Genomic DNA, 22,541 nt, shown 5'->3' with positions numbered 1-22,541 from the left:
AGCATATTGTCCTCAGTAAAGTTAACTTATCTTGTTGGATAATTTCTTATAAATATATACAATTGGAAACCACAAAAAAATTGCGTGAATGAATCCGATAAATGACGCAATTAGAACAGAAGCTGGAACGCCTATCATTCCTGCTTCAACGCCACTTGCATATACTTTTTCTCCGCTTTGAAAAACTGCTTCATTCGTATAGAAAGAAGCTATGAGTAATCCAATACCAACAATCAGACCAAAAATAGAATAAATTATCATTGTTTTCCGTATAACCTTTTTAAGCATCACGATTTCCTACACCCAATTCGCTTGGCTGTCCTTCCTGTAATTTCTTAAACTCTTGTTTTCCGTTAGTGATGTACCCATCCTATGAATCCTGATTACCGTGCAGTTAATGTTATGGAAGTATTCCCTTTAATGAATTAGAGGAAAAAAATAAAATCATTAAATTAATTCGAGCGCGCCGCGGTTTCCCGTCGTCTGCTTGCTGCACGGCTCCTTTTCTAATTGTAAAATAAACATACTCGGATTAACCCGTTTATGAAGCCGATGCAGCATTCACCACATTCAGCAGATCATAATCCCACCATTCCCGGCTTTGGCCTGTGGCAACGTTGATGATGCGGTTTTGTAGCGAATCGATGACGTACGAGGCTCCTCCTGCAGCATAAGCTTGAAGCAGTCGGTACGCCCTCTCGCCCTCGCCGCTCCACACGATGTCGCCGATCTTTTCGTACGTGCCGTCCGCATGAAGCCGGAAGAAGCCTTCCGTCTTTTTATCCGTGCCGAATAACGTATATGTTTCAACCACAGCTTCATTTCCACTCGCATTGAGCATCGAGACATTCTGTGCGCCAAGCACATCATTAAACAGCTTCGTTTGTCCGTCCTGCTCGACCCACATGACAAGCCCTCGTGAATTGTAACTGCTGGTAGTTATCACATTCGGCGAATAGCTCCAAACCCATGTGCCGTCGTCCGCCTTGGAATAACCGGTAATCGATTGAGCAAACCCGCTTATCTCGGAGGCTTTGCCATCGCGTACGATATACGTGTGCATTTCATGCGGCGTATAAGGCGCAGGCACGGTGCCCGCCAAATAATAAACCGTTGCCGATAGAAGCGTCGTATGCTCGTCAAGTTGCACAGCGTTGCCGTACGTTCGAATCGAATGAATAACGCCGATGGGTAGCTTGTTTTGATCGTAATATGCCTTGTTTTTATCGTAAATAGGCTGCAGTCCCAGCAGTTCGGCTCCTTGGTACCAGAGCTTGTCGTCTTTCACGTTAAGCTCAGCCGCCTCAGGCGTCGTGAGCTTGGAGCGCCGTTCGCGAGCCGTCCAAATGTCCGCAGCCTGCTCCTTGTTCATGTAAAAGGGCATCCCTTGCAAGTCCTTGCTGATACGGAACATTCCACCCCCCTCGTTCGAAGGCACATAGAGGAAATACTCATCGTCGTACACCGCATCCCATGCAAAATAAGGCTTCGGCATCGTCCGGATTGAGAAGCCCTTATCGTCGCTCCAGCTTGTATCCCACAGGAACTTGTCATGTGCGAAATGCCACGTCATCGGAAAATAGGTGATATCTCCCATCTCAAGCAGCGGGTATGGCTCGGAGGCGTTATCGATGCGCTCGCCTGAAACCGTCACGGGAAAATCCACGATACGTGCCGCGTACGTCCGTCCCTTTTTATAGCTACCGCCCGTATCCATCTTCAGATCGGTCTTGATGTCCCAGTTCTCTTCGATGCGTAAGCCCTGCTCCTCCGACCAATTAATCCGCAGGCCCATCCCCTGTCCAACGTTCCATGTCATCGGAAAGTAGGTGATGTCTTTGTATGTAATCAGTGGGTATTCAAGCGTTGTGCTGTCGATCGGCCTGCCGTCCACCGTAACGGGAAAGTCTGGAAGCCGAACGGACACGGTTTTACCGGATGCTTCCGCGTTCAAAGTTCCTTGCAGAAATGCCGGCACCCCAAGCAAGGCAGCTATGGCCACCTGTAGAATAAACTTCTTTTTCCTCATACCCTTCACACCGATCACCCTCCACTCCCACATTTTCCCAGATAAAACATTAGACGTTAAACGGCAGCAGAAAGTTTCGAAGCGGCAAATCGCCAATCCCTATGATTCACTAGTTGCAGGAGGAGCACCTTAATGTTGGAATTACATTTCATGCCTGAACTGCGTTCCCCCCAAAAAAATCGGTCGTCCATCAAGAAAAGGCTACCGATCACCGGCAGCCTTAAATGGAAAGTATTTATTGAGCAAACGTTCACCGTTAGTTGAATGAAGAATCATCTACTAGTCCAATAATAAAAGTCTCAAAATCTTTCGCTAGAAATGTAATATGATAATCAAATTCTTGATCTACGTGTACCACTTCTGGCTCTCCGTTTTTACCACACTTTCGATAATCAAGCATTATTACATCGTGACCGGCAGATGGACAATCACAAATTACAATTCCAATGGCTGGATATTGCCATTCGTCAATCATAAATTGACTCCCAAGATCTCCGCATAACGAATAATTCTTGTTACGTCCAATACCCATAATACCTGTAATTGCGATATGGTCTTCCGCCCACGATGTAGGACTATTAGTGGGAAAACAAGTGTATTTCGGTATTCCACCATTCTGTAATATCATTAGACTTACATAAGAAGCCGGTAATTTGTAATCCAATTCTCTTTCGATTGATTTCATAAGTTCATCTGAAGGATAATCTTCAACATATTCTTTCAATGCATATTCACTATCCTCCCAAAAGTGGGAGAGATTAAAATCTGTAAAATATTTCATGGTTAGAGATATCCTCCTTGAGCTTGTTTATCGAAATTATTTGCTAGTGAAATGACTTATATCTTCTACACCCGCATCTCGTTAACCTGCCCGTTAACCGAATGAAAAAAGAGGAGCTGCCGTGCAATGCAAGCTTCTCCACAATCGTTTTTTCGTTAGTTTTGTCGCAAAGATAGTGTTTATCAATAATACTTGATAGGTCTTTCACAAACGCTAGGCGGCCAGTGTACATCATTATTAATCCCAGAGAAGTAGCACTCATCAAACTCTTTTATTTGGAATGTAAAACATATGGAATCCAAATCTTCTCTGCATAAGTAGAATATCTAATAGACTCCGAGTTATCGCTATATATATCATCCCGCAGTACTACGGAATCATTTGGGTCATGAGCAGAGGAATTATATTTTATTAGGGCAAATTTAGAATGTCCTAGTGATTTAAGTCCCAACCCCTTATTTTGAAGCCGTTTGTTTGCCTCAGTAATACTTATAAAGACGATGCCTTCGAGCTCGCTAGTCCCACCAAATATTCCGTCTACACTACCTATAATGATTGTTCGTTCTTGTTCATCCCAAGCTACAGATCTGCCCACTTTACTTCCTAATTCACATAAGGAAACATAAGTCGTTCCGTTGTAAGTAATCGGTGAGTCAATTTTAAAGGAAATACTTTTGTTCAAATAGCCCTCAATCTTTTCAAGTCCAGTATCAGCTAGGGCTGTTGTAGATAGAGTTACGATAGAGCCTATTAAGATGCCAAATTATTTTTTCAAGATAGAGTCCTCCACTATTTTTTGCTAATAATAGCATATTTGGGAATTAATATGTGACACATTGCACATTCTGCACGTTAGCTGAGCGGTTAAGTTTAACTTGTTAGCAATCGGAGAATTTCGTGTATGATACGAACATGAAAATCGAACTCCTATAAAGTAGGTGGATTTGTGTCGCAAGACTACAATGTTGGGACATTTGTGCATTTTTTGATGACACAAATCCTCCCACATAAAAATATAAAAGCCTGATTCCTCAGGCATTTACATTTAAAATTATCTAGGCACATTTGTGTCATTGGACAAAAAAGCGCGCTTCGTGTCTAATGACACAAATCCGTTGCAAAGATATTTGCGCTTCATAATCCGCACCTTCCTCCTCGAAGGGCGAAAGTTTCACCAAATCCGTGATGAAATAATTTAGACTATGTCATCATAGCCCCGTTATAAAGAATGAGTGAATTACTTTACTTCAATTAGAGTTTTCATATTTTTAGCAATCAGGTCTGCTGCTCGTTTAGGACTCAAACAATACAGTTTATCCATGATCTTAGAGTCTTTACCTGCTAACACTCTGTATTGATCTGTTTCTATTCCATGAACAATGATTTCGGCCGCTTCCTTAGGCGTTAACAATTTGGAAATATCTTGTTCGCTTGCATTCGTATTGGTAAACCCTTCTACCCCAGAATTTTTCATAATATCTGTACCAACACCACCTGGGAAAACAACGGTTACTTTAACATTGGTATCTTTAAGTTCAGCGTGCCGTAATAATTGATATCCATCACGAGTTTGATTTTATCAAAGTCAAGGTTATTGACATGCACAAACGGTTGAATAATCCCAGCATTATTTACTGATTCCATCTACTGCCCCATGATGAGCAATTATTTGCTCTGGAAGTGCCTCAACAGCCTCTCTTTCTGTTAGATTTACGATGTATGTGGATAGTTTATCTTTTTTTCACCAGCTCGATTCATCGTTTCTTCCAGTGCATCTCTGTTAATGTCAACAGCAGCAATACTTGCACCTTTTGAAAGGAGATTAAGGACTAATTCACGTCCTATACCACCTCCAGCTCCTGTAACTACAACCACTTTGTCCAAGACTTTCATTATTTATTCCGTGCCTTTCTAATATTATCTAATAATGATAGGCTATCCTTTGGATATCTCGTTTGAGTGGATTGATCAACTGTTATTAGACCAAAGGTTTGGGCATTACCCAATTGCCATTCAAAATTGTCCAATAATGACCAGTCATTAATCGTACAAATATAAGGATTTAAATGGCCCAATTCCGAAACCGCATACCGAAAATAATTTCCGAAGTACTCAATCCTTGATTCGCTTTTTCAAGTATTATTTACATGGAAAAACTACTCCCCATTGCGACCGCAGTCCATCCATAAGCTTCATGGTTTCAAGTGTTTCATTAAGCTGCATGATAGGACTTTCCTTCAAGCCCATATCAAGGCAGCGCATTACTTCTTCTACCTCATATTCATATCCATTAATCCTGAAGGGGATGGAAATTTCCTTCACACCCTGAGAATTATTAAGGCAAATCACTTGTGCACTATGAAAAAGCGGATATATTTCAATATAGCCATCAGTCCCTGTAACTTTAGCGCTCATGGTTCCAAGACTATCAATTCCAAAGCTCAAATCAGCCCGCTCTCCAGTTCTCCATTGGAAGGTAACTGTATCCACACCATCTACGCCTGTTGATGTCAACCTACATTTTGATGTGATGGAGTCGGGGAATCTTCCCATAATCCAATTCGCAAAGGATATCGGATAAATTCCAAGATCCAGAAGTGCACCCCCTCCGAACTCTGGCAATCTAAGTGCTGAATCCGGTTCACACTCAAATGAGAAGTCAGCTTCTATTTTTTTCACCTGACCTATACTGCCTTCATTTATCAATTCCTTCAGCTTGTTTATATTTGGGTTAAATCTCATCCACATTGCTTCCATCAGAAAAACATTCTTGTTACGCGCAATGGTAATTAATTCTTCAGCCTGTTCTGCATTTATTGTCATTGGCTTTTCTAATAACACTGCTTTTTCTTTATTTAGTGCAAGCTTTGCTGATTCAAAGTGCTGTGTTTTGAGATTAGCTATATAAACGACATCCACAGAAGGGTCCTCGACCAACTCCTCATAGGAACCATATACTTTTTGAACATGAAAATTCTCTGAAAAGGCTCTTGCCCTATCCAATGAACTTGATGCAACAGCATAAAGCTCGGAGCCCTCAGTCCCCTCTATCGCTTCGGCCAATTTTTTTGCAATTTTTCCGGGACCGATAATTCCCCATCTCAAAGCATTTTTAAAACCTTTCCTATTGTAATTTTGAAAACTTTTTACTGTTATCGTCTCTTTTCCTGGTTCTTCTATTTTCCCCAGTTCCTCCACACAAGCTTTTAGTTGGTCAGGTGAAATATTTGACTGTGGATAACCTGACATCACCTTAAGTGTAAATCCATGAGCTAATTCTAAATTTGGCGTTGCAGTAAAACCTGGAAAATGTTTTTCCAAAACAGCCTTAGCAGCTTCACTTTTTAATAAATCACCTATTCTTGAATTTTCCGAAAATGACATCTCCAACCTCCTCGTTATGTATCCGCCTTATAATAAATAATTTGATTATCCAGTTAGCTCAGGAAAGACTTTGAATGCGAAAGAAGTTTCAGACTGAGGAATCTTGCCATCAGCATTTGTTCAAGATGAAGTGGCCTGACGGATATCGATGCCCGAAATGCCAGCACCAGAAGGCTTACGAAATTAAGACTCGTAATTTACCTCTTTACGAGTGTACGGGTTGCCAACACCAAACAACCGTGATCGCCGAAACGCGGGCGCGGCACCGAACTAACTACCGTGCTTGTAGCATTATCACTAGACAAGAAGGGTTGCCCGAAATACCTAAAGATGAAGGTTATTCCTGACGTCAAAGCAACGACGCTCACTGACTTTGCAACTACGTACATTGAAGCTGGATCAACATTTGCCAGCGATAGATATCGTTCTTACCAAGCTTTGGCCAAAATGGCTTCCACCATGAAGCTAGAAAGTACGACCTGAAAGAAAATCCAGATCATCTAAAGTTGCTCCACACGATCATCTCAAATGCGAAAGCTTTTATTGGTGGTAACTTACCACGGCAAAGCACCTTCAAGCGTATCTTGATGAGTTTTGTTATCGATTCAATCGCCGTGAGGTCAAGAGCGAGTTATTCAACAGGCTAGTCCATTGTTGCCTTTCATCTAAGACGATTACCTATCCTGAGCTAGTTGGATAATCAAAATAAATAATTATTTTCCTTCGACATTTTACGCATAAAATAAATCGTACTTAAGGGTATGATTAGTTGGCGGCGCTTTCATCGTATCCCCCCAATAAGAATCATTGATTCACACCTTCATCATATCGTCCCGTGTTGTGAGCGACTAACACTCTACCGACTTCATAATAGCGTTTAAACGACTTATTGACTGTCGATGTTGTTTTTGGATCCGTTCGCTGGCCAGCATCTAGGACCCATAAACATAATACTAAGGAGTCTTTTTGTTCTACAAACCTCATATTTCTTCATAATAGGAATGCTGCCCGTTCGGAATAACAGGAATAAGGATATTCAGACTGCCCTCTCAGCAGCCAGGCTATCTCTAATTCAACTCTTGACGCTTATGCCATTCTACTAAAAATACCTTAAAGCTAATTGTCTGGAGCCAATACTCTGTAATGGCCGCCTGTTTGATTGAATCTGACATCCGATATCGTGTTTTTTTTATATGAATCATGGTTTACAAAAAGTTACAACGAATAGAAAGAGGAATTATTCCCCTTATGTGGAAAGGTTAATTGAGTGAACAACGGACTTTTTCGAGTCCGGATTGAAGGAGGAACATTATGCCCATCCATCCCTACGGATTACTCAAATGCAAAGCACACGACCGGCGTCTCGGAACAAACGAGAACCCGCATTACCACGTGCACGCTATCGCAAATAACGAACACTTCCGCATAGCGATCAATGTCAAGTCGCAACTTAGCCCATCCGAGTTGTTATACTGTACGAATGAACATTTTCAGCATGTCACGACGGCAGAGTTGCCTGCTATGCCATTTGGTTTTTCGCCGCTGATAAGCAAGCCTGACGGACATGCACTCGATTATATTCGTAGCAATCTATTCGATCGCCGTAACATGCTACCGCTTGCCTTCAATATACCGGGAAGAGACAACGATCTGAACGAGAAGCTTGACTTCTACATCAGACGCGCGATGGAAACAGAAGATGCCGTTATGTACGCATTCGGTGAAAGATGGGGTCCTGAACACGGCAAGACGGACAAAATTTTTGGATTCGAAATCGGCAACGGCATTCACGATATTCATATGAATCAAGGTAACAGTGGCACATTTACGAAAGACGACGGTGTCTACCAGGACGGGGGGCTGCTGATTCACTTCCCCTCGGAGGACAGGTGGATCGCCGTATTCCTCGCTTTTCAGTCCCAGTCATGGCACACCGACGATAATTCGGGACACGTAATCACTGGCCCTGCGGAGGAACCAGTACCTAATACTGACATAACGCCGGTTCAGGTGGAAGGCGGCAGCATTCGAATCGCAGGGGTCGTCGTGCTGACTGAAGACGGCAGTTACGAAACAGTCATACTGCTGAATGCTTCCAATCGGGCCGTAGACTTGACAGGGTGGGTAATTGCAAACAAAGCTAAGCAAAAGTACAAGATTCATGACATCATCGAACCCGGACAGTTTATGTCCATCCCAGTAACTGAACCTGCATTCTTCCGAGACAAGGGTGATATTATTACTCTACTCGACCCTAGCGGGCTAAAAGTCGCCGGAGTCTCATATACAAAGCATCAAGTAAAACCAGGCTGGACGATACTCTTTTGAGTTCATGCAATAGAAGAACCGCCTTCCAATTAATTGTTTGGAAGACGGTTCTTTATTTTTTTGCAGATTTATTTTCGTTAGAAATGTCATCCTCTCAACATAACATTATTTAACTCTTGTTATCCTTTAGCGAACAAATTCTTTAATCCAAGTTTTTGGCTGCCTTTACTTTTCTCTTTTTCTTGTGTCAGTATTTCTAGACTATCCATCATAAGCTCAGCAATTTAGCGACAAATTGTTGATTGAATATTCCAGACAATTTGTCCATAATATCTAAATAGACAAGTCCATTACCTTCAAGTTTTGGAGAATTCCCTAAGGGTACCGTTCTTTTTATTAATTGGGCATAAAGCTCACGTTCTGTGAGATTTCGTTCGAAGCTTGTATTGACAAGAACTTTGATCAGAGCCATTGCTCCGGTAACATGTGGAGTAGCCATGGAGGTTCCACTCAATGTAGCATATTTGCCATTTAAGTAAGTTGATAATATTTTCTCGCCCGGACCTACTAAGTCTACTTCATTGTTTGAATTTGAGAAATTGGATGAGTGTCTCTCCAAGTCAATTGCACCTACGCTTATCACTTCATTATAACAACCTGGATAATCAAACTCATCTGTTGAATCAACGCCATCCCCTTCATTTCCTGCTGCACAAATGACAAGGATGTTGTGTATAACGGCTTTTTGAATTGCCTCATGAAGTTCAGGAAGATTTACTGGACCGCCAAGTGACATAGAAATAATATCCGCTTTTTGTTCAATTGCATAGTTAATCCCATCAATAATCCATTCGTATTGACCAGAACCATTTTTATCAAGAACCTTGATAATGAGCAGATTTGCTTCAGGGGCAACACCTACAACACCATTGTTATTTTGCGTTGCCGCGATCGTCCCTGCAACATGGGTACCATGGCCATTGTAATCCTTGTATACATCCCTTTTTCCTCCATCATCGTTCGTGAAATTTCTTCCTCCGACAATCCGTTCTTTTAAGTCAGGGTGAGTAATATCACAGCCAGTATCCAATATAGCAACCGTTATGCCCTTCCCTTTTGTTTGATGCCAAATTTTTGGGGCCTGAATCATTTCAACACCTTTAGGAATTTCATTGACCTTTTCAGCCTGTTCCAGCACTTGAAAGGGAATTACATGTAATTTTCGCTCCATTTTAATTACCTCCTATATATGATTAAATTATAAATTGAAGCCATAATTATGATACATTCAATATTTTAAAAATTCTGAATTTACTGTTGATCGGACTGCTGTCTCTATGCTATTATTCGGGGAGAACATTTTTTCTAGTTGTAATTTTGATAAAAAAACAAGAGTGCTACCAACACTCCTGTTTTTTTAGATACTTTGGCTTTTGGGACCTCCTGGGCTAATGGTTCATAAATGCCTACCTGATCGTTTAGCGGCGAAAGGTAGGTCTCTTAAGGTATTAATGTATTCTTATTAAGACTACAGCGATGAAGGTTAACAATGCCAGCAGGAAACTCCCAAATTGTAGAATCAACTTTATCATTTCATCTGGTTTCACCTTTACCCTCCTCCTTCCTGTCGAAAGGGAGATCCGGGTGGCCTAGTATCTAACAAAAAGAGTCTACAAAGTGTAATGTGAAAGGGTAATAATAGGACCCAAAGATGTTTTTTGGACAGAAAAAGCCTACCCTTTTGATAGCTGGCTGGCATAGTTTCCCTTAGCCCCTGTAGCTTTGCGTCGCCGCCTTTAAACGGTTTTGCCATTATCTTGGGTAGACTTCTATTTACTGTAAACCTATTATATTCCTAATCATTGGATAAATATATAGGGAGATAGACACATTATAAATTATAAGCGCATTCAAAGAATTTGTCGAACATAAGCAAGAAATGCCCTTGATCATGGAAAATCATCATACCCTCTAGTCCAAAAGCATCGTCTTTTAATACCATGATATCCCGAATTATTTTGCCTGTCTGATTTCGACAGCATATGAAAAGACATAAGCAGTATAGGGATGTCACAATATTCTTAACTCTCCTTATTTCAGCACTGATTAGAATCAGACTTATTAATTGTTGAAGTAAAGTTTCCCGGCAGCCATCCATGCATTTCTCGCACTGCACCACAGAGCATGAAGAAATAAAATTAAGAGCTTATTATGATAAGAAACGTGCCGAAGGAAAGCTGTTCATAGTAGCGGTAATTGCTTGTGTGAATAAACTCATCCACTGGATTTTTGCCATCTAAACTACTAAGGAAGCATTCCGTTTAGAGTAAGTAACAAGAAATGAAAAAATATGGAATATCTTGCCGTGCTTTATGGAACGGTTCTTTCCTATGCAATTTTTTAAGTATACCACCTCATGAATCCGACATTAATAATTAAATATTGACAAGCTATTAGCTGGAATAGCTTAATCGTTAAGGTCTTCACTTTCCTGCAATCCGTCGGAATTAGATAATGTTCTTGTCACAAGACATGAGTAAAGATTCTAAACAGTTCTGTCTCGGTAATCAGTATATATTCTTGGCCTCATTCGGCAGTCGGAACAAATTCTTGTCACTCGACAAGCAAATAGTTATCCATACTTTTTCAGCATTAAGGATATGGGGAAATAACTGCCATACCTCCTGGTTTTCATCTTCAATACTTTGCCTTTTGGATAGTTCTCAAGGCGAATCACCCCTCTACCAATATTAAAAAATCACTTGTGTTCTTTTTCCATAACAAAGCGTTCTACTCCTACTTCCATTCTTCCCCCGTTACCTTAATGACGCATCGTCAATCTAATACTTTATTTTCACTGAAACATATAAAGTATAATTAGGCATTTGACTAGTACCTAGGTTGAGTAAATGAGGCTTGCATTTAAACAAAGCCCCTCCCTCTACAGAGGAAAGAGCTTTGTTCTACGAATCATTCAATAATCGGTTTTATTTTCTTTCCGCTCTCATCATAAACTGTATACCCGCCGCGAACCGTGATCCAAATCTCGTTATCTGTGTGGAGATCGGCTTGGAGCCCTCGGGTCGTTTTTGGAAAAAACAGCAAATGATTATCTGGAATCGATGTTCCCGGCTGAAGATCCAAACCTGCGGTCAGATCTGGAATGCCTTCTTTATCCGTTGCCACGGCCAGTGTTTTTCCCATCCGAACGATCATTTGGGAGCCAGGTTCTCCGTAAATCGTTTGCGCCCCGACCAGTTCAACATTCGTAATGCGATTTGTGTTCTGAATCGTTAACAATGCTTTAATTCCTATAATTAGACTAGCGACAGCAATTACGGCTACTACAATGCTGCCCACGCGCATGTAAGTTCGTTTCATAATGATGTTGGTGCCCTTTCTCTTCCTTATCCTTGGTGATACTGAATGATTTTAGCTAAATCGTGGATGGTGCATCACGAATTTGAAATGGCGAAGCTAACGGTTTCCTTTGGATATCGCCACAAAATATTCTACAACTACCTCACGGAATTCCAGAGCAGCCCGCGAAAAATATCGACTCCTGTGCCATAATAAAGCTATCTCCCGTATTAGCCCTATCTTTACACCGACAAACCATTCATCCCTTAGCTCTGTCAAGGATACGCTGCTTCGATCTGCTAGCCGATGCCCCTTTGGAACAGCTACAAGGATTGGGTCGATAAACACGACTTGACATTCGATGTCATCCCCTTCTATAGGAGGTGAGGACAAGCAAAAATCAACCTCTCCTCTATCAAGAAGCGTAACCATTTCCTGCGTGGTCAGCATTTGTTTCTGCACGGCGAAGGAATCTGCTTCCGAACTCATTCAATCGCAGCTTCCTACCTATTCGATCGAATAGAGGGACCCCTAGATCCTCCTCCAAGCGTTGAATCGTTTTGTTTAGTGACGATTGCGTAACGTGCAGAATTCGTACAGCTTCGGTCATATGTTCCAAACGAGCTACCGCGAGAAAATATTGCAGTTGAAGAAGTTCCATTTCGCACTGTCCATTCATTCCCTCAAGTCAATGAGATTATAACATGAAATGCGTTGGAATAAATAATCGATTTCAAGTACGATGACAATAATGCGATTTGGGAGGACCAAAAATGAGTGTTCGCAGCAGGTGGTTAATGATTTCAGTTGGTCTAGGGATACTATTGAATAGTAAATAGGACAGACTTCATAGAAAGGATTACACATCATGAATCGTAAATTCGTTGTTTATATTGTGGCGTTTGCCGCATTTCTTGGGCCGTTCACGCAAACCATCTACACGCCGGTGTTACCCGAGGTTGCTAGTCAATTCCACACAACTTCGTTTGTCGTCAACCTGACGATTTCCGTATTTACCTTTTTTCTTGCCATCATGCAGATCATCTATGGTCCGCTTACCGACTCGAAAGGGCGACGAAAAGTCATCCTGTTCGGCATATCGCTGTATGTTATCGCGTCACTTGGTTGCTTTTTATCTAAAAGTATAGAGCTGTTGCTCGTCTTCCGGGCGCTGCAGGCGATCGGAATCGCCGCTGGCTCCGTAGTGGCCGTCACGGTTATTAGTGATTTGTTCGATGGGAAAGAACGCGGCCAGGCGATGGGGACATTCCAGATGATGGTGTCACTGGGCCCTGTACTCGGACCGATCATCGGCGGCTTCCTTAGCGGTTTGTTTAATTTTCACTCTGTGTTCCTCGCGCTTGCGGCTACAGGTCTGCTTGTGCTTATCTGCAACTACACCTTCCTGCAGGAAACCAAGCCCGATAACGATAAGCCTGCCCGCTTTCAATTGCGGGACTTCGTGCCGATACTACAGAATCGGATCGGGTCGTCGGTCATTTTTCTCGGGTTTATACAATATTACGTCTTTTATAGTTTTCTTGTGTTTCTGCCGAACATTTTAAGCGAACGTTACGGCTTGTCGGCTGAGCAAAAGGGACTGGTATTCCTGCCGATGTCCCTCTGCATTGTGCTAGGCAGTTTCTTCGGAGGCAAAATCCAAGCACGGATAGACGGAAAAAAGGTCATCGTTCTGACTACTTTTCTAAATGTGTCTTCGGTGTTGTTTTTCCTAATCTTCTACTCGATTTCAATAGCTTGGTTGCTGGCCGGTATTATCTGCTTCGGGTTATTCCTTGGGCTCTCGCTCCCCGTGCAGACGACGCTGCTGACGGGCGCTTTCATGAAAAACCGCGCGACCGCCGTCGGTGCTTATAACTTTTTTCGCTATATGGGAATGGCTTGTAGCCCGATCGTTGGCAGTCTATTCTACCATATGGGTGGCTATTTCCTGTTGTATGGTTTTATCGTATTAGCTTTTCTGGCTTTTGCCTTACTGTTGTCGCGACGTCTCCTTGGTGCACAAGCAAGTAAGTCCTCCCCTTAAAAAGATTTCGGCGCTTCCGTTTCGTATCTGCCGCTTTTGTGCCGCTGCCCGAGTATTCAGCGCTGGAGAACGTGCGTGCGCTGATTAACCAACAATGTTCGAATTTGGCTAATGTGTACGTATATTGAAAAAGCGATTGATCATCCATCCTATGGCCTTGTTCAAATCAAATGGTCGATGGAGTAGAAGGCTGACCCATAGAGCGAGACCGATACAAGTGATCACAACAAAGGTCCGCTTTTCATGTCGTGGGGATTCTATTCTTCTCATGATCATGACTCCCCCCACGATAAAAACGGCAAATATCCCAAGAAGTCTGATCATGCGATACGCTTCTCTCCTCTTCCCTGTTTGCGAAACCAGGAGACCGCAATCAACAGCAACGGAAAGCCGATTCCGAACGGGACATAATAAATAAACAAATAATTATGAACCCATGTCGCGTTTTCGGAAATGTTTGAGAATAGTGCAGCATAACCGGAAATCACCCACGCCAGAGGATATGCAACCAATGCTCGATTTTGAACGGAAAATAACTGACAGATAGCTGTAACGGTACAATAATAAATGAGGCTAAGTTTTACGAAGACGACTAAGATAACGTTCACGGAAAGAATCGAATCGAAGTGCTCCATAAAACTGGAAAACTCCATTTCCCGAAAGATAACATACTCAGGGTAAAGAAGATGGGACGATCGATAGACCCCTAATATTCCAATCACAAAAAATACGGAAATGGCGATTTGAATGCCCGCAAATGCAGTTCCACCCAAAAAGGCGGTCTTGAGCTTCTGGCGGATCAGTGGAAAAATCATCATAAAGGAAATTGTCTCCATAAAAGGAAATCCAAGTGCATATTTTGTTTTCGCTACCGTTGGCCAAAACTCAAAATCGAATGGTATCGAGAAGTTTCTCCAATCCCATTCCTGTAACATAATGGTAAACGGAACCCAAAATGTGATGGAAATGAACGGCACTACAATAATGCTGACCAGCGCAATCGAGCGGATCCCTTTTACGACAGCATATGCGCAGACGACTAGAGCCATGATGTGAAAAACCGTTTGAGGCGTTCTCGGCATTAGCGTGACGTGCATGAAGTCGCTCATATTACGGGTAACCCATGAAGTTATTTGGAGAAATAATACGATATAACAAAACGAAATGAATCCGCCAACATACTTCCCCAAGACTTTATTGGAGATTTCTATAAGCGAGAGGCCCGGATGCTGGCTGGATAGGTAAATCCATATTGCCCCGATCGCTACCCCGAAGCCTGTACTCCATAATTCAACCACCCACCCATACTGCTTCGCATCCATGATCGTTGCGGTTGGCAGTAAGAGAAAGGTTGTTCCCACCACGTAGCAAGTTGTAATAAAAAACATTTGAATCGTACTTATCGATGTTTTCTCCAATGGAAATCCCCTACTCATATGGTGTAATCATGTTACCATTAGTCGTTACTTTCGATTGAACTTCAAAGTCCACGGTAATATCTTCCCACTTGCCATAGCCTTGTTTCGTATCACCAATCCCAAGCAAATCCCAATGATGATCCCGGGCGAACCGTACAAACTTATTGCTCTTTTCTTTATAATAAGCATTGAAAGATTTCGTCATTTCGTCAATATTCTCTAATGTTAATCTTTGTTTCTGTTCATTGTATGTGATTCCTAACTCCGTATGGATGCGAATATGCAAAACGTTGCCGGACTTCCACTTCCGGTCAATTCGGATGTTGTTCACTTCCAAATTAACGCTCTCTCCATGTATGGTGATAACTTCATTGCTCCTATGTGAAAACCCGTTTAAGACATAAAACAATTTTTTTCTATCGTTATCTATCTTTCCGACCATTTTCGCATGAAGAAAGACGGCTCCTCCCGTGATATTGAAAACATCCTTGGTAGCATTGATATTTTCTAATCGCTCCGATGTTGAAGCCGGTTGTTTCCCAAAATAATGAACGATAGGAATAATGGTCGGCCGGCTAAACGGAATGCCGGAAATAATATCCTTCATTCTGATTGGATACACACTCATACTCCAACTTTTTGCTTGGAAATCGAGCATCCTTCGGATGTTCCTTCCCGGTATACGGTCAAGTAGTGTGAACGATTCCGTGACCTTCGATAACGGTTCGTCCGTAAGGGCGAAATAAACATTCGTTCGACGATCCGGAAAATTATCCAAGAAGTTAGACAGTGTCATTAATCCGTATCTTGCTTCTCTCTCCGTGATGATGTAACACTGCAAATGTGATGTGTATAATTTTCTGGACATCATTTCACTGGCTTTTTCCGTTATTTGCATCGGGTTGGAAGCGGCGAATTTAAACGTATATACCGCCGCTTTAGCCGGACCGCTATTTCGAGCCTCAAGCGAAGTCGGATTCAAAACTTGAAAGTAAGCAATGAAGTCTCCACGATCATCGCGATCTATCCCTACCATATCTACGAGTGCCAAATGGTTGATTTCTTTCATATCCCAGCATCCGGGACAGATTACTAGCACGCTAAATATCAGCAATAATCGTTTTATCATGACTTCTCCGACTCAATTTTTGTCGATTCTTTATTCTTTTGCATTAAAGGTCTAGAAACACGAATTAGCGAGTCTCTCCAATCGGATTTTCGAACAGGCGCCAGCGGCGCAAAGAAAGGAACACCAAAAGACTGAAGAGAGACGATATGAATCAAGAGAAAAAAGACGCCGCACATAAGCCCGAAAAAACCCAAAAAACTTGCCAAAATCATAAAAATAAATTGGATTATTCGTTGGGCGATTCCAAACCCATACGTCGGAGCAACAAAATTTGCGATAGCCGTTATCGAAACAACGATAATCATCGCAGCCGATACGATTCCTGCTTCTACAGCAGCTTGACCAAGCACCAGGGCCCCTACAATGGAAATTGCTTGACCGGCGATCCGAGGCATGCGCAGCCCTGCTTCACGAATCACTTCAAATACGAATAACATGAGAAATGCTTCGATCGCTCCCGGGAAAGGGACCCCTTCCCGTTGCGCGGCCAAGTTGGTAAGCATCACTCCTGGAAGCAGATCCTGATGATAACTCGCCACGGAAATATACAAGGAAGGCGTAAAGATCGAGATAATAAACGCACACATGCGTAACCACCGTAATAAGGTGGCGATGTCGGCCCGCTGATAATAATCCTCGGGCGCGGTGAATAATTGAAAGAACGTAATCGGCCCCGCTAATACTATGGGAGTACCGTCCGTTATGACAGCCGCTTGTCCCTCTAATAATTTCGCTGCGATCGCATCCGGCCTCTCGGAGGCAATGAATTGCGGGAACGGAGTCAAGGCTTTGTCCTGGATAAACTCCTCAATATAGGAACTCTCTAGAATGCTGTCTGTTCGAATCGCTTTCAACCTTTTCCTGAATTCATCTATGACTTCCTGAGGTGCGATTCCACGCATGAACAATAAGCATACCGTCGTATTGCTTTCCGTACCGATTAGCATTTTTTCAATGACCAATTTGTCATTCTTCAGTCGCTTCCGAATCAGCGATACATTTCGTGACCAGTCTTCCACGAAGCCTTCTCTCGGCCCCCTGACCACGGACTCCATTTCGGGCTCTGTAATGTTGCGCTGCTCCTGTTTGCGAGCATTAATAGACACGCCTTCCCCTACTGTCGGAAGGACTATACATTGCCCATCTAACAGTTCTTGAATACAGGCGTGCAACCCTTGCACTGGCTTTACTTCCAATTGGCCGAATGCTGTTAATAACCATTGAGCGGAATCTTGGTTTTCAGGAATCGGTTGTTGTGACGATAAAATATTGCAAAACACAAGTTCTTCAATGAGTTCCTTATTTATTAATGTCGTTAAATAAAGGCAAGAGAGTTCCGACCTTTCCCCAACGGCGAAGGATTTTATCATAAGATCGGGCGGACTTGCGAGCCCCTCTTTTATTTTTTTCGGTAGTTCTGAACGTTGATTGTCCACTGTATAGCACCTCTAAACTAAAAGTTTCCCAATTTTAGACAAAGTTATTCTCAAAGGAAACGATTGTTTTCAATTACTTGTAACGCATAAAAAAAAAGCCCAACAATCCAAAAACTAGATTGTTGGGCTATCATCTGACATCAAGTTGTTGCGAACTCTTCCCGAACTCGCGGTGCGACTTCCGTCCCCAGCAGTTCAGTGGCTTTTGAACCATAAACATCATACCAAGGAGTCTTTTTATTTTTCAAACCTCGTATTTCTACATAATAGGAATGTTGCCTGTTACTTGAATGAACAAAATAAAGCGCCCTCCAATGCAATTATCGCTAACTGAAAATTTTGATACTATTACTGTGTATTTATAGTTCTTTCTTACATTTTATAATTATAAATTTTACTGGAGGTTTATTTTTCATGTTCTTACTTGGCTCGTCAATTTCTGAAAACTCGACCAGTCCATATTTTTCAAATTCTTGTATTATGGAGTCAGAATCATAAAAAAACATTTTTACGCCTTCCATTATCTCAAAATAGTCTTTATCCAATTGTTTGCCCTTTCCAAACATTGGGGCTTTTTTTGAAACAGTCGTAAAAATCATATATCCATTTGGCTTTAACTGATTATAGCAATCTTTAATAAACTTATCTCTCTCACGATTATTCAATAAGTGAATAAGTGCATAGCAAAATATACCGTCATAGCGTTTGTTATCAAAAGGCATAACAGTTACTGAACCCTGAAAAATACTAATATCAAGCCCGTTTTGCCTCGCCAAATCAATCGCTGTTTTTGAAATCTCAATACCTGTTACTTTTATTCCATTGTCAATAAAAACCTTTGCATTTCTGCCATATCCAATACCTGGTATAAGTATGTCCTTAACATTCTTTTCAAGGAAAAAGTCCTTAGTCACGATTGCGGAGTCTGTAGGTTCAAATCCCCACATCGTTTGTTTTTCTATAAAACTTGATTCCCAGAATTCCGTCATATCTCTATCACCTTTATGTTTTATATTAATTGGAATGCTATCTTAACCCACAAACACCTAATGAAGTGTTTATTTGATCAGCATCCTATTATCGATATATTGAACTACATTACTCGCGCAATGACGAATATACTTGCTATCATCAAATAATTTACTTAGCATAACGCCTCCTTCAACCACAGCAATGATATAGCTGCACACTTCTTCAGGATCTATATCATTTTTAAATTCTTTATTCTTAATGCCTTCGACTATAAGCATGGTTAACTTTTCGATTAAAATTGTCATCGCTTGTTGAGCCCGTTCTTTGAGAAGAGGGTGTCCATCGTCGCTTTCAATCGCTGTATTTAATATTGGACATCCTCCCTCCAACGTATCACTTTCAATGATATCGATATAAACCTCACATATAGCCAACAGTTTCTCTTTAGAGTTGGATGCATTCCCTAGTGCTTTGGAAAGAAGAGTTAGAATTTGAGAAAAAGAATAATCAAAGGCCGCAAAAGCAATTTCATCTTTATTTTCAAAATGATTGTAAATCCCACCCTTGCGTATACCGCAACGATCTATAATTTCAGATAAGGAAGCGCCTGTATATCCCTTCGTATTAAATAAACCAGCCGATTCGCGAATGATATGTTCTTTGGTTATTTGGCCTTTGCGCATGATAAAACCTTCCCCCTCAAAAAAGTACCATTTGGTCTTAAATATTATACTACTTCCTGAAAAACAATCAAGAATACCTAAACATCATCATTTCAGCTAGAAGAAAAATCTTGCTGTAAAGCTAGTGTTATGTTATTTTAAAACAGACCGGTCGGTATTAAATATAGAGAGGATTTGTATATCATGCAAAAGAAAACCATACCAGTTCAAGGAAAAGAGACTTACTATTTAGATTGCGGCAATCCGGATGCTCCAGCCGTACTTTTTTTGCACGGATTCCCTGAATCCTCATTGCTATGGGCAGAAGCTGCCCTGGCCGTCCAGAATGCCGGTTTTAGAGCTATCGCTCCGGATCTTCCTGGTTTTGGACAAAGTGAAGCCTTCGATGAGCCGTCTACGTGGGAGCGTTATATGGAATTTATTAGCGATTTTTCAGCCGAGATTGCCATTGAGCATTTTCATCTCGTCACACATGACTGGGGGGTTCTTATAGGATCAAGGTGGGCCTGTATGAATCCTGGGCGTGTGCAAAGTTTAGTTATTTCAGATGCTACTTTTAGTCCTGATTTTATTTGGCATAAAGACGCATTAATAATTCGTTCTCTTGGCGGAGGAGAGCAATGGGTTGCCTATCTTCAAAACAAGCCCGTTTTTGAAGGGTTTATGAAGAAATCTGTCCCCCATGTATCTCAAGCAATCGTAAATGATTTCTATGAGCTGTTCGCAGATCCAATCAAGGATAAAATTACTTTAGAGCTCTACCGCTCAGGAGATATGGAAAAGCTTGAAATTTATCGTGGACGATTAGCTGAATTTCTTTCTATGCCGGTAACCATCATTTTCGGGGAGAACGATTCTTATATACATCCGCATCTTGGACTAAAGTTAAAAAATGAAGAGCTACCGCATGCTTCTTTTCATATCATTCCTGGCATAGGTCATTTCACCCCCTTGGAAGCTCAAACAGAATTCATTTTAATACTTGCCCAACATTTAAACCAAAAATAAGGGGATCTTGGGTGGTGGACTATATTTTTCCATCACCTTCTAAAATAAAATAAACGTTCACCCAATGTGAGTGAACGCAGCTGATGATTTCAGATTTGCTAGCTCTGTAAGGTATGTATCTTTTAGGCTCCCTTCATCAGTTCCAAAACCAGGATTTGCATTCCTGTTATTCCTTCACAGCTCCCAGCATTATTCCGGATACGAAATATTTTTGCAAAAATGGATAAACGATAAGCATCGGCACCATGGCTATGAAGACCTTGGCGGCATTGAGCGTCCTGTTGGATAACTCAGACAGCTTTTTATATTGTTCAGGAGTGAGGTTTGTGCCGACCGGGATGTTCACAACCAACTGCTGGATATAGGTTTGCAGCGGATATTTATCGGAAGTGTTCATCAGCACCAGACCATTAAAGAACTCGTTCCAGTGATAGACACTGATAAACAACGCCACTGCCGCTAGAACAGGGATGGAACAAGGAATATAGATCCGAAATAAGGTTGCCCATGGGCCGGCACCGTCTACAATTGCCGCTTCACTGAGGTCCTTAGGAAGATTCCGGAAAAAATTCATGATCAAAATTACATTAAAGATCGGGACACCACCGCCAAGCACCAACGCCCAGATGGAGTTGATCAGACCATAATGTTGGATCGTGAGATACCATGGAATCAGACCGCCATTAAAGACCATGCAAAAAACAAGGATCCACATGAACGTATTTCGCGCAGCAAAATCTTTCTTAGGTCTCGCCAAAGGATAAGCCATCAAAACGGTAACCAGCATGGCGAATGCCGTACCTAGCACGGTTCGTTGGATCGAAATCCAAAATGAATTCACGAAAAGTCTGTCGTTAATAATCTCTTTGTAAGAAGATAATGAAAAACCTATGGGATAGAGAGTCACCAAGCCTGCATTTGCAGCTGATTTATCAGAGATGGATACACAGAAGGTATACCATAGCGGGTATAAGCAGCTAAGCAGGAGCAGGCCAAGGAGAATCACATTGACAATTTCAAAAGTACGTGAACCTAACGTGGTATTTCTAACCATTGCAACTCCCCCTTTAGAACACCGTATAATCGGCATATCTGTACGCCAGCCGGTATGAGATGACTATGAGCACAAAGCTGATGATAGACTTGAACAAACCTGCCGTTGTAGCCAGTGAGAATTGAAGATTCTGCAAGCCAAGCCGATAAACCCATGTGTCTAAAATATCGCCCGTTGAGTATACAAGCGGATTATACAGATTGTACACCTGATCGAAACCAGCATTGAGCACGTTGCCTAGGCTTAGAACTCCCAGCAGCACGACCGTTGTCGATAGCGCCGGAAGTGTAATATTCCTTATCATCTGCCAGCGATTGGCTCCATCGATTGCAGCCGCTTCATACAAATTCATGTTGACACCTGTCAATGCAGCGAGATAAATGATGGCATTGTAGCCGAATTCTTTCCACACATCTGTGCCGATGATCAACTGACGAAATATACTTGCATCCGCCATAAAAAGCTTGAGATCTCCCCCAAACATCTGAATGACTGTGTTGACGACGCCGTAATAGCCAAAAATGCCAATAACAATCGTCGCCATAATGACCCAGGATAAGAAGTGTGGTAAATAGACGACCGTCTGAACAAACTTTTTGTAGCGCATGTGGGTAAGTTCATTTAACAAAATTGCAAATATTAATGGGATGACCAAATTGAACACGATTTTGCCCACGGCGATAATGAATGTGTTTATGATTACCGATTTGCTGTCATTCAATTGAAACATGTATTTGAAATTTTCCAACCCAACCCACTCGGAACCGAATATGCCCACTCCGGGATTATAATTTTCAAATGCCATCACGATGCCGAACATCGGCACAATACTGAACATAATTAGCCAAACCATGCCTGGAAGCAGCATCAAATAATAATGCTTCTGAAAGCCCCTTTTCCTCATAACGTTTGTCCCCCAATCTCAACAGCTTTATTGAAAATTTGTAAAAGGCGTTGAGTCCATCAACGCCT

At 41.8% G+C, this 22,541-nt stretch carries 21 protein-coding genes, 4 pseudogenes and 1 riboswitch; of the genes and pseudogenes, 6 read left to right on the top strand and 19 right to left on the bottom strand.

The window, feature by feature from the left end:
• Positions 1–21: 21 nt before the first annotated feature.
• Together AC58P7_RS18095 and AC58P7_RS18090 are read right to left on the bottom strand one after the other, a co-directional pair.
• A complete protein-coding gene (locus AC58P7_RS18095) occupies positions 22–288 on the bottom strand; it encodes a hypothetical protein (RefSeq protein WP_497345219.1) in 267 nt (88 codons plus the stop codon).
• A 253-nt stretch (positions 289–541) separates the two neighbouring features.
• On the bottom strand, positions 542–2,029 hold the full coding sequence (locus tag AC58P7_RS18090; RefSeq protein WP_497345218.1) for a hypothetical protein: 1,488 nt from the start codon (positions 2,027–2,029) through the stop codon (positions 542–544).
• A gap of 132 nt (positions 2,030–2,161) precedes the next feature.
• Between AC58P7_RS18090 and AC58P7_RS18085 the strand changes: the two genes are divergently transcribed.
• A complete protein-coding gene (locus AC58P7_RS18085) occupies positions 2,162–2,293 on the top strand; it encodes a hypothetical protein (protein ID WP_497345216.1) in 132 nt (43 codons plus the stop codon).
• Here the strand turns inward: AC58P7_RS18085 and AC58P7_RS18080 are convergent.
• From AC58P7_RS18080 to AC58P7_RS18055, 6 genes and pseudogenes are all read right to left on the bottom strand, one after another.
• A pseudogene (locus AC58P7_RS18080) lies at positions 2,289–2,810 on the bottom strand (SMI1/KNR4 family protein); the annotation flags it as partial. The gene AC58P7_RS18085 and the pseudogene AC58P7_RS18080 sit on opposite strands and share 5 nt — an antisense overlap.
• A gap of 271 nt (positions 2,811–3,081) precedes the next feature.
• Positions 3,082–3,492: a hypothetical protein gene (locus tag AC58P7_RS18075; protein WP_497345214.1), complete on the bottom strand. Its 411-nt coding sequence runs from the start codon at positions 3,490–3,492 to the stop codon at positions 3,082–3,084.
• Positions 3,493–4,047: 555 nt separating this feature from the next.
• Positions 4,048–4,284 (bottom strand): hypothetical protein, encoded by a 237-nt coding sequence (locus AC58P7_RS18070; protein ID WP_497345212.1) that lies wholly within the window; start codon positions 4,282–4,284, stop codon positions 4,048–4,050.
• A gap of 236 nt (positions 4,285–4,520) precedes the next feature.
• Positions 4,521–4,685, bottom strand: coding sequence for an SDR family NAD(P)-dependent oxidoreductase (locus AC58P7_RS18065; protein WP_497345300.1), 165 nt, complete (start codon positions 4,683–4,685; stop codon positions 4,521–4,523).
• Positions 4,686–4,702: 17 nt separating this feature from the next.
• Complete coding sequence (locus tag AC58P7_RS18060) at positions 4,703–4,927, bottom strand: family 1 glycosylhydrolase (RefSeq protein ID WP_497345298.1); 225 nt, start codon at positions 4,925–4,927, stop codon at positions 4,703–4,705.
• A gap of 22 nt (positions 4,928–4,949) precedes the next feature.
• Positions 4,950–6,194: a Gfo/Idh/MocA family protein gene (locus AC58P7_RS18055; RefSeq protein ID WP_497345210.1), complete on the bottom strand. Its 1,245-nt coding sequence runs from the start codon at positions 6,192–6,194 to the stop codon at positions 4,950–4,952.
• 74 nt (positions 6,195–6,268) lie between these two features.
• Between AC58P7_RS18055 and AC58P7_RS18050 the strand changes: the two are divergent.
• From AC58P7_RS18050 to AC58P7_RS18040, 3 genes and pseudogenes are all read left to right on the top strand, one after another.
• A pseudogene (locus AC58P7_RS18050) lies at positions 6,269–6,894 on the top strand (IS1595 family transposase).
• Positions 6,895–7,505: 611 nt separating this feature from the next.
• Positions 7,506–8,189: pseudogene (locus AC58P7_RS18045) on the top strand (DUF2278 family protein); the annotation flags it as partial.
• A 15-nt stretch (positions 8,190–8,204) separates the two neighbouring features.
• Entirely contained in the window at positions 8,205–8,522 is a 318-nt protein-coding gene (locus AC58P7_RS18040) for a lamin tail domain-containing protein (RefSeq protein ID WP_497345296.1), read from the top strand.
• A gap of 208 nt (positions 8,523–8,730) precedes the next feature.
• Here the strand turns inward: AC58P7_RS18040 and AC58P7_RS18035 are convergent, their stop codons facing one another.
• The 4 genes and pseudogenes from AC58P7_RS18035 to AC58P7_RS18020 all read right to left on the bottom strand — a co-directional run bounded on the left by AC58P7_RS18035 (position 8,731) and on the right by AC58P7_RS18020 (position 12,483).
• Positions 8,731–9,693, bottom strand: coding sequence for a S8 family peptidase (locus tag AC58P7_RS18035; protein ID WP_497345208.1), 963 nt, complete (start codon positions 9,691–9,693; stop codon positions 8,731–8,733).
• A 277-nt stretch (positions 9,694–9,970) separates the two neighbouring features.
• Positions 9,971–10,054, bottom strand: a complete 84-nt coding sequence (locus AC58P7_RS18030; protein WP_497345294.1) for a putative holin-like toxin — start codon at positions 10,052–10,054, stop codon at positions 9,971–9,973.
• A 148-nt stretch (positions 10,055–10,202) separates the two neighbouring features.
• A riboswitch (cyclic di-GMP riboswitch) is annotated at positions 10,203–10,283 on the bottom strand.
• Between the two features lie 1,149 nt (positions 10,284–11,432).
• Complete coding sequence (locus AC58P7_RS18025; protein ID WP_497345206.1) at positions 11,433–11,843, bottom strand: hypothetical protein; 411 nt, start codon at positions 11,841–11,843, stop codon at positions 11,433–11,435.
• Between the two features lie 96 nt (positions 11,844–11,939).
• Positions 11,940–12,483 (bottom strand): annotated as a pseudogene (locus AC58P7_RS18020) (LysR family transcriptional regulator).
• A gap of 207 nt (positions 12,484–12,690) precedes the next feature.
• Here AC58P7_RS18020 and AC58P7_RS18015 point away from each other — a divergent pair.
• On the top strand, positions 12,691–13,869 hold the full coding sequence (locus AC58P7_RS18015; protein WP_497345204.1) for an MFS transporter: 1,179 nt from the start codon (positions 12,691–12,693) through the stop codon (positions 13,867–13,869).
• A 320-nt stretch (positions 13,870–14,189) separates the two neighbouring features.
• Here the strand turns inward: AC58P7_RS18015 and AC58P7_RS18010 are convergent, their stop codons facing one another.
• The 5 genes from AC58P7_RS18010 to AC58P7_RS17990 all read right to left on the bottom strand — a co-directional run bounded on the left by AC58P7_RS18010 (position 14,190) and on the right by AC58P7_RS17990 (position 19,507).
• Positions 14,190–15,287 (bottom strand): GerAB/ArcD/ProY family transporter, encoded by a 1,098-nt coding sequence (locus tag AC58P7_RS18010; protein ID WP_497345202.1) that lies wholly within the window; start codon positions 15,285–15,287, stop codon positions 14,190–14,192.
• Between the two features lie 10 nt (positions 15,288–15,297).
• Entirely contained in the window at positions 15,298–16,356 is a 1,059-nt protein-coding gene (locus AC58P7_RS18005) for a Ger(x)C family spore germination protein (protein ID WP_497345200.1), read from the bottom strand.
• 56 nt (positions 16,357–16,412) lie between these two features.
• Positions 16,413–17,852 carry a spore germination protein gene (locus tag AC58P7_RS18000; RefSeq protein ID WP_497345198.1) on the bottom strand — a complete coding sequence of 480 codons (1,440 nt, stop codon included), beginning with the start codon at positions 17,850–17,852 and terminating at the stop codon, positions 16,413–16,415.
• A gap of 359 nt (positions 17,853–18,211) precedes the next feature.
• Positions 18,212–18,841 carry a class I SAM-dependent methyltransferase gene (locus AC58P7_RS17995; protein WP_497345196.1) on the bottom strand — a complete coding sequence of 210 codons (630 nt, stop codon included), beginning with the start codon at positions 18,839–18,841 and terminating at the stop codon, positions 18,212–18,214.
• A 69-nt stretch (positions 18,842–18,910) separates the two neighbouring features.
• A complete protein-coding gene (locus AC58P7_RS17990; protein ID WP_497345194.1) occupies positions 18,911–19,507 on the bottom strand; it encodes a TetR/AcrR family transcriptional regulator in 597 nt (198 codons plus the stop codon).
• 183 nt (positions 19,508–19,690) lie between these two features.
• Between AC58P7_RS17990 and AC58P7_RS17985 the strand changes: the two genes are divergently transcribed.
• Positions 19,691–20,515, top strand: coding sequence for an alpha/beta fold hydrolase (locus AC58P7_RS17985; protein ID WP_497345192.1), 825 nt, complete (start codon positions 19,691–19,693; stop codon positions 20,513–20,515).
• 166 nt (positions 20,516–20,681) lie between these two features.
• Here AC58P7_RS17985 and AC58P7_RS17980 read toward each other — a convergent pair whose 3' ends face one another.
• Both AC58P7_RS17980 and AC58P7_RS17975 read right to left on the bottom strand, forming a co-directional pair.
• The gene (locus AC58P7_RS17980) at positions 20,682–21,569 is read right to left on the bottom strand and encodes a carbohydrate ABC transporter permease (protein WP_497345190.1); all 888 of its coding nucleotides are present in this window, start codon (positions 21,567–21,569) and stop codon (positions 20,682–20,684) included.
• 13 nt (positions 21,570–21,582) lie between these two features.
• Complete coding sequence (locus AC58P7_RS17975) at positions 21,583–22,473, bottom strand: ABC transporter permease (RefSeq protein ID WP_497345188.1); 891 nt, start codon at positions 22,471–22,473, stop codon at positions 21,583–21,585.
• Between the last annotated feature and the right edge of the window lie 68 nt (positions 22,474–22,541).

This window comes from Paenibacillus sp. J22FR5, assembly GCF_059691975.1.
The sequence above is the reverse complement of the archived record's forward strand: the minus strand, read 5'-3'. Positions and strand labels throughout refer to the sequence as shown.

Excerpts from the sequence above, each read along its gene's own strand:
- AC58P7_RS18070 (WP_497345212.1), bottom strand. The coding sequence starts at position 4,284 with ATGAAAAATTCTGGGGTAGAAGGGTTTACCAATACGAATGCAAGCGAA.
- AC58P7_RS17975 (WP_497345188.1), bottom strand. The coding sequence starts at position 22,473 with ATGAGGAAAAGGGGCTTTCAGAAGCATTATTATTTGATGCTGCTTCCA.
- AC58P7_RS18035 (WP_497345208.1), bottom strand. The coding sequence starts at position 9,693 with ATGGAGCGAAAATTACATGTAATTCCCTTTCAAGTGCTGGAACAGGCT.
- AC58P7_RS18095 (WP_497345219.1), bottom strand. The coding sequence starts at position 288 with ATGCTTAAAAAGGTTATACGGAAAACAATGATAATTTATTCTATTTTT.
- AC58P7_RS18030 (WP_497345294.1), bottom strand. The coding sequence starts at position 10,054 with ATGATAAAGTTGATTCTACAATTTGGGAGTTTCCTGCTGGCATTGTTA.
- AC58P7_RS18005 (WP_497345200.1), bottom strand. The coding sequence starts at position 16,356 with ATGAAAGAAATCAACCATTTGGCACTCGTAGATATGGTAGGGATAGAT.
- AC58P7_RS18015 (WP_497345204.1), top strand. The coding sequence starts at position 12,691 with ATGAATCGTAAATTCGTTGTTTATATTGTGGCGTTTGCCGCATTTCTT.
- AC58P7_RS18025 (WP_497345206.1), bottom strand. The coding sequence starts at position 11,843 with ATGAAACGAACTTACATGCGCGTGGGCAGCATTGTAGTAGCCGTAATT.
- AC58P7_RS17985 (WP_497345192.1), top strand. The coding sequence starts at position 19,691 with ATGCAAAAGAAAACCATACCAGTTCAAGGAAAAGAGACTTACTATTTA.
- AC58P7_RS18090 (WP_497345218.1), bottom strand. The coding sequence starts at position 2,029 with ATGAGGAAAAAGAAGTTTATTCTACAGGTGGCCATAGCTGCCTTGCTT.
- AC58P7_RS17990 (WP_497345194.1), bottom strand. The coding sequence starts at position 19,507 with ATGCGCAAAGGCCAAATAACCAAAGAACATATCATTCGCGAATCGGCT.
- AC58P7_RS18085 (WP_497345216.1), top strand. The coding sequence starts at position 2,162 with ATGTTGGAATTACATTTCATGCCTGAACTGCGTTCCCCCCAAAAAAAT.
- AC58P7_RS17980 (WP_497345190.1), bottom strand. The coding sequence starts at position 21,569 with ATGGTTAGAAATACCACGTTAGGTTCACGTACTTTTGAAATTGTCAAT.
- AC58P7_RS17995 (WP_497345196.1), bottom strand. The coding sequence starts at position 18,841 with ATGACGGAATTCTGGGAATCAAGTTTTATAGAAAAACAAACGATGTGG.
- AC58P7_RS18055 (WP_497345210.1), bottom strand. The coding sequence starts at position 6,194 with ATGTCATTTTCGGAAAATTCAAGAATAGGTGATTTATTAAAAAGTGAA.